This is a genomic window from Kitasatospora sp. NPDC059571 (genome assembly GCF_042735675.1).
GTDB lineage: Bacteria > Actinomycetota > Actinomycetes > Streptomycetales > Streptomycetaceae > Kitasatospora.
The window spans coordinates 1-6,938 of the sequence record NZ_JBHWBW010000426.1 but is presented as its reverse complement, the minus strand read 5'-3'; the positions used below and the strand labels follow the sequence as shown (position 1 = coordinate 6,938).

Below are 6,938 nucleotides of genomic sequence, written 5' to 3'. Positions count from 1 at the left end.
CCCGAGACCACCACCGAGGTCGGCCCGTTGACGGCGGCGATGCCCACGCCCTCGACCAGCAGCGGCAGCACCTCGTCCTCCGCCGCCTCGACGGCCACCATCGCGCCGCCGGCAGGCAGCGCCTGCATCAGCCGGCCGCGGGCCGCCACCAGCTTCGCCGCATCGGCCAGCGAGAACACCCCGGCGACATGGGCGGCGGCCAGCTCGCCGATCGAGTGACCGGCCAGCGCGTCGGGGCGCAGGCCCCACGACTCCAGCAGGCGGAACAGCGCCACCTCGACGGCGAACAGGGCCGGCTGGGTGTACGCCGTCTCATTGATCAGCTCGGCATCGGCGATCGCCTCGCGCAGCGGACGCTCCAGGTGGCCGTCCAGCTCCGCGCAGACCGCGTCGAGAGCCTCGGCGAACACCGGGTACGTCTCGTACAACTCAGCTCCCATGCCCCGCCGCTGACTGCCCTGGCCGGTGAAGAGGAAGGCGAGTTTGCCGCCCGTGGCCGAGCCCCGGACCACAGTCGCACCGGGGGTGCCGGCGGCCAACCCCTGAAGACCCCGCATCAACCCCTGCTCGTCGGCGGCCACCACGACCGCCCGGTGCTCCATCGCGGCACGGCCGGTGGCCAGCGAGTACGCGACGTCGCCGGGTCCGGCGCCGAGTGCCACCGCCCGCAGCAGCCGCTCGGCCTGGGCCCGCAGGCCGTCCTCCGTGCGGGCGGACAACGGCACCGGCCAGAACGGCGGTGCGGCCGACTCCGGGTCGAGGTCCGCGGGCTCCGCGGCCTGTGCCTGCTCCAGGACGACGTGCGCATTGGTGCCGCTCATGCCGAACGAGGAGACCGCAGCGCGGCGCGGCCGGCCGGCCTGCGGCCACGCGGTGTTCTGCGTCAGCAGCTCCACGGACCCGGCCGACCAGTCGACCTCGGTGGACGGCGCGTCGACGTGCAGGGTGCGCGGCAGTACGCCGTGCTCCATCGCCAGCACCATCTTGATGACGCCGGCGACACCGGCGGCGGCCTGGGTGTGCCCGATGTTGGACTTCACCGAGCCGAGCCGGAGCGGCTGTCCGGCCGGGCGGTCCTGGCCGTAGGTGGCGAGCAGCGCCTGGGCCTCGATCGGGTCGCCGAGGACCGTACCGGTGCCGTGCGCCTCGACGGCGTCCACGTCGGCAGCGGTGAGGCGGGCGGCGGCCAGCGCCTGCCGGATCACCCGCTGCTGGGACGGGCCGTTCGGCGCGGTGAGGCCGTTGGAGGCGCCGTCCTGGTTGACGGCGGAGCCGCGGACCACCGCCAGCACCCGGTGGCCGTTGCGCTGCGCGTCGGAGAGCCGCTCGACCAGCAGCAGTCCGACGCCCTCGCCCCAGCCCGTGCCGTCCGCCCCCGCGGCGAACGCCTTGCAGCGCCCGTCCCCGGCGAGGCCGCCCTGCCGGCTGAACTCGACGAACGCACCCGGCGTCGACATCACCGTGACCCCGCCCACCAGGGCGAGCGAGCACTCCCCGGCGCGCAGCGCCTGGCCCGCGAGGTGCAGGGCGACCAGCGAGGAGGAGCAGGCGGTGTCGACGGTCACCGCCGGCCCCTCCAGGCCGAAGGTGTACGACAGCCGCCCGGAGACCACACTCGCCGCCGTACCGGTGCCGAGCCGCCCCTCCAGGTCGTCGGAGGAGTTGGCGGCGAGGGTGAGGTAGTCCTGGCCGTTGGTGCCGACGAAGACGCCGGTACGGCTGCCGCGCAGGGTCGCCGGGTCGATGCCCGCCCGCTCGAACGCCTCCCAGGACGTCTCCAGCAGCAGTCGCTGCTGCGGGTCCATGGCGAGCGCCTCACGCGGAGAGATCCCGAAGAAGACCGGGTCGAACTCGGCGGCTTCGTGCAGGAATCCGCCCTCCCGGGTGCCGGCCCGGCCGGGCCCGTCGCCGTGCAGGGCGGCAAGGTCCCAGCCCCGGTCGGTGGGGAAGCCGGAGACGGCGTCGCCACCGTCGAGGAGCAGCTGCCACAGCTCCTCCGGCGAGGCGACCCCGCCGGGGAAGCGGCAGCTCATGGCCACGATCGCGATCGGCTCGTCGGCGGCGGGGGCTGGGCCGTCGGAGCCGGCCCGGTGGATCTCCGGGAGCGCCGCCTCGCCGCGGTGGCCGAGGACCTCGGTGCCGAGGTGGCCGGCGAGAGCGGTGACGGTCGGGTAGTCGAAGACCAGCGTGGAGGGCAGGCCGAGCCCGGTCACCGCGGTGAGGCGGTTGCGCAGCTCGACGGCGGTCAGCGAGTCGAAGCCCAGCTCGCGGAAGGCCCGGCCCGCGTCCACCGCGTCCGCCTCCGCGTAACCGAGCACGCCGGCCACCTCGGTGCGGACCAGGTCCAGCAGGACGGCGGCCCGGTCGTCGGGGCCCAGCCCGGCCAGGCGGCCGACGAGTCCGTCGGACGGGCCCTCGGAGTGGTCGGACTCGGACCGCGCGGAGGTGGCGCGGCCGGCCTCGGGGATCTCGGCGAAGAGGGGGACGGGCACCGTCGTGCCGTCGAGCAGCCGCTCCCAGACGATGTCGGCGACGGCGAGCGCCGTGTCGCCGTTCTCCAGGGCCTGCTGAAGCGCGGTCATGGCGAGGTCGGGAGCCATCGGGGGCACACCCTCGCGGCGCAGGCGCTCGGTGAGCCGGTCGTCGGTCGCCATGCCCGCCTCGGCCCACGGACCCCAGGCGACCGAGGTCGCCGGGAGCCCGTCGGCCCGCCGCTGCTCGGCAAGCGCATCCAGGTAGGCATTGGCCGCGGCATAGTTGCCCTGACCGGCACTACCGATCGTCCCGGCCGTCGAGGAGAACAGCACAAACGCCGACAGATCGTGACCAGCGGTCAACTCATGGAGGTTGCGCGCAGCGTCCACCTTCGGCCGGGCCACCGACGCCAACCGCTCCGCCGTCAGTGCGTCGACGACGCCGTCGTCCAGGACGCCCGCCGTGTGGAACACCGCGGACAGCCCGTGCCCCGCCAGCAACTCCGCCAGTGCCTCACGGTCGGCAACATCACACGCCGCCACCGTCACCGTCGCGCCCAGCGCCGTCAGCTCATCACGCAACTCCGCCGCACCCGGCGCGTCCAGGCCCCGGCGACTGGTCAGCACCAGATGCCCGGCACCGCTACGGGCCAGCCACCGCGACACCTCCGCGCCCAGCGCACCCGTCCCGCCGGTCACCAGCACCGTCCCCGACGGCGACCAACTCGCCCCCTCACCACGCGGCGCACGCACCAGACGACGACCGAAGACCCCGGACCCACGAACCGCGACCTGATCCTCACCACCACCGGCCAGCACACCCGCCAGCCGGTCGAAATCCCGCCCGTCCGCCTCCACGGGCAGATCCACCAGACCACCCCACCGCTCCGGATGCTCCAACGCCACCACCCGGCCCAGACCCCACACCTGCGCCTGCCCGGGATCAGCCAGCCGCTCCGAACGCCCGGTGGCTACCGCGCCCCTCGTGACACACCACAGCGGCGCAGCAACACCGACATCACCCAACGCCTGAACGAGAGCCAACACCCCGCCCGGCCCGGCAGCCGGAACCACCAGGCCCGCCACCGACACACCATCGGCCACCACCGACCGCAACACACCCGCCAGGACAGCACGATCAGCCGAACCGGCCTCGAAGAACCGCACCTCCGCACCACCCCCGGCCAACACCCCGGCCAACTCCCCGGCCCCGGCCGCCACCAACCACACACCCGACAACCCAACCGCCGACTCCACCACCGGCCGCCACTCCACCCGATAGCGCCAACCGTCCACCACCGACGCCTCACGACTACGCCGCCGCCACGCCGCCAGCATCGGGAGCGCGTCGCCGAGGCGGTCGCCGTCCTCCACGCCGAGGGTCGCGGCGAGCGCGGCGAGGTCCTCGCTCTCCACGGCCTCCCAGAACCGGGTGTCCACCGGGTCGGCCGGCACCCCGGCCGGGGCGGGGCCGCCCGACTCCAGCCAGTACCGGCCGGGGCGGAAGCCATAGGTCGGCAGCTCCACCCGCCGTGCGCCGCTTCCGGCGTAGAACGCGGCCCAGTCGACGGTGACGCCGCGCAGGTGAGCACGGGCCACACCGCTGGTCAGGCTCTCGGACTCGGGGCGGCCTGCGCGGAGCAGCGGGACGAACGCGGCCTCGGCCGCGGACTCCTGGCCCATGGCCGAGAGCACCCCGTCCGGCCCCAGCTCCACGAACGTCCGGACGCCCTGCGCCTCCAGCACCTGCACCGCGTCGCCGAACCGGACGGCCTCCCGGACGTGCCGCACCCAGTACTCGGGATCCGTCAGCTCGGCCGAGACGAGCGCACCCGTCAACGTGGACACGACCGGGATCCGCGGCACCTCGAACACCACCTGCCCGGCCACCGCACGGAACTCGTCCACCATCCCGTCCATCAACGGCGAATGGAACGCGTGGCTCACGGTCAGCCGCTTGGTCCTCCGACCCTGGGCCTCCCAGTCGGCGGCCAGCTCGAGCACCGCCCGCTCGTCACCGGAAACCACCACGGAGGAAGGCCCGTTGACGGCGGCAATGCCCAGCTCGTCGCCGCGTCCGAGCAGCAGCGGCAGGACCTCGCCCTCGGCGGCCTCGATGGCCACCATCGCTCCGCCGCGCGGCAGCGCCTGCATCAGCCGGCCCCGCGCCGCCACCAGCCTGCACGCATCCGCCAGCGAGAACACCCCGGCAACGTGCGCGGCGGCGATCTCACCGATCGAATGCCCCGCCAGGAAGTCCGGCCGCACACCCCAGGACTCCACCAGCCGGAACAGCGCCACCTCCAACGCGAACAGCGCCGGCTGCGCATAACCCGTCTCATGGATCAGCGCCTCATCGGCGATCGCCTCACGCAGCGGACGGTCCAGATGACCGTCCAGCTCGGCACAGACCTCGTCGAAAGCCGCAGCGAACACAGCGTGGGCCGCGTACAACTCCTCGCCCATCCCGGCCCGCTGGCTGCCCTGGCCGGTGAACAGGAAGGCGGACGGCCCGTCCGCGACGGTGTCCTGGAGCGTCTGCCCGCGCTCGCCATCGGCGAGGGCGCGGAGGGCGCGCCGGAGCTCATCGGTGTCCGTGGCCACCAGGGCGGCGCGGTACGGCAGCGCGGCCCTGGTGGTGGCCAGCGAGTAGCCGATGTCGAGCGGATCGGCCTCGGTCACGGTGTCCACGTGGGCCAGCAGCCGGGCGGCCTGCACCGGGAGTGCGTCGGCGCTGCGCGCGGAGAGGAGCCACGGCACGGCCGTACGGCTGGCACGGTCCGCGGCGGCAGACACCGGCGCGGCGGCCGGGGCCGAGGCGTCCGGGTCCTCGGCGGGCTCGGGGGCCTGTTCCAGGATGGTGTGGGCGTTGGTACCGCTGACGCCGAAGGAGGAGACGGCGGCCCGGCGCGGCTGTCCGGTCTCGGGCCAGGGGCGGGGCTCGGTCAGGAGCTCGACCGCACCCGTGGTCCAGTCGACGTGCGGGGTCGGCTCGTCCACGTGGAGGGTCTGCGGGAGCAGGCCGTGGCGCATCGCCATGACCATCTTGATCACACCGGCGACGCCGGCGGCGGACTGGGTGTGCCCGATGTTCGACTTCAACGAGCCCAGCCAGAGCGGCTGTTCCGCCGGGCGGTCCTGGCCGTAGGTGGCGAGCAGCGCCTGCGCCTCGATCGGGTCGCCGAGCGTCGTACCGGTGCCGTGCGCCTCCACCGCGTCCACGTCGGCGGCGGCGAGGCGGGCATCGGCCAGCGCCTGCCGGATCACCCGCTGCTGGGCCGGGCCGTTCGGGGCGGTCAGCCCGTTGGACGCGCCGTCCTGGTTGACGGCGGAGCCGCGCACCACGGCGAGCACCGGGTGGCCGTTGCGGCGGGCGTCGGAGAGCCGCTCGACCAGCAGTACGGCGACGCCCTCGGACCAGCCGGTGCCGTCCGCGGCGCCCGCGAAGGACTTGCAGCGGCCGTCGGCGGCCAGGCCGCGCTGGCGGCTGAACTCGACGAACACATCCGGCGTCGCCATCACCGTCACACCGCCGACCAGGGCCTGCGAGCAGTCGCCGTCGCGCAGCGCCTGGCAGGCCCAGTGGAGCGCCACCAGCGAGGACGAGCAGGCGGTGTCCAGGGTGGCCGCCGGGCCCTCCAGGCCCAGCGTGTAAGCGATCCGGCCGGAGAGCACGCTGGTCGCGTTGCCGGTGAGCAGCCGACCCTCGACGCCCTCGGGCACCTCGCGGAGCTCGGAGCCGTACCCCTGGTAGCTGCCGCCGACGTACACGCCGGTCCGGCTGCCGCGCAGCGACGCCGGGTCGATGCCGGCCCGTTCGAAGACCTCCCAGGAGGCCTCCAGCAGCAGCCGCTGCTGCGGGTCCATGGCGAGCGCCTCGCGCGGCGAGATCCCGAAGAACTCGGCGTCGAACTCGGCGGCGCCGTGCAGGAATCCGCCGCCGCTCGCGTAGAACGTGCCCTGGTGGTCCGGGTCCGGGTGGTAGAGGTTCTCGAGGTCCCAGCCGCGGTCGGCGGGGAACGGTGAGATCGCGTCGGCGCCGGTGGACACCAGCTGCCACAGGTCCTCCGGCGAGCGGACGCCGCCGGGCAGGCGGCAGCTCATCGCGACGATCGCGATCGGCTCCTGCTCCGCCTCCTCGGCCTCGCGCAGCCGGCGGTTGGCCCGGCGCAGCTCGGCGGTCATCCACTTGAGGTGGTCGAGGAGCTTCTTTTCGTCTGCCATCAGCGGGCCGCCTTCGGAGGTGCCGGGTGGATCGCGCTCGTCGCGCAGGGGAACGGGGAGGTCGAGCGGAGGGTGCTGCTCGGACCGGGGGTGGTGCCGGGAGTGGTGCCGGGGGTGGTCGCCGTCCCGCGCAGGGGGGACGCCGGCGGGGTGCCGGGGCTGTGTCTTATTCACATATCCGATCCCACGATACGTGCGTTCATCTAGTATTCCGTATTATGATTGAAGAGGTGTTGTGGG

General features: G+C 74.1%; 1 pseudogene. It reads right to left on the bottom strand.

Annotated elements, in window-relative coordinates:
- Nucleotides 1–6,698, bottom strand: a pseudogene (locus ACFV0G_RS31850) (type I polyketide synthase); the annotation flags it as partial.
- Between the last annotated feature and the right edge of the window lie 240 nt (nucleotides 6,699–6,938).